The sequence below is a fragment of the Vibrio sp. 10N.222.49.C9 genome (assembly GCF_041474985.1).
GTDB lineage: Bacteria > Pseudomonadota > Gammaproteobacteria > Enterobacterales > Vibrionaceae > Vibrio > Vibrio crassostreae_C.
In genome coordinates this window covers 1-306 of sequence record NZ_JBFRVD010000182.1, presented here as the reverse complement: position 1 = coordinate 306, position 306 = coordinate 1, and the positions used below count along the sequence as shown (strand labels likewise).

General features: G+C 47.1%; 2 tRNA genes. Both read left to right on the top strand.

From position 1 onward, the window contains the following. Positions 1-43: 43 nt before the first annotated feature. Positions 44-119, top strand: a tRNA-Ala gene (locus AB4585_RS22640). 28 nt (positions 120-147) lie between these two features. Next, positions 148-223, top strand: a tRNA-Val gene (locus AB4585_RS22635). Positions 224-306 lie beyond the last annotated feature (83 nt).

Below are 306 nucleotides of genomic sequence, written 5' to 3'. Positions count from 1 at the left end.
ATCCTGCACGACCCACCATTTCCTCCCAAGGAAATAAAAATATGGGGCTATAGCTCAGCTGGGAGAGCGCCTGCCTTGCACGCAGGAGGTCTGCGGTTCGATCCCGCATAGCTCCACCATTCCTTCCATTAGGAATTAAAACTTTATGGGCGATTAGCTCAGTTGGGAGAGCACCTGCCTTACAAGCAGGGGGTCACTGGTTCGAGCCCGGTATCGCCCACCATCTTTAAGCATTCTCGTAAGAGAGTATTTAAAAATGGGTTTAAAAGTTTAACACTTAAAACTCTTGCTCTTTAACAATTTGGA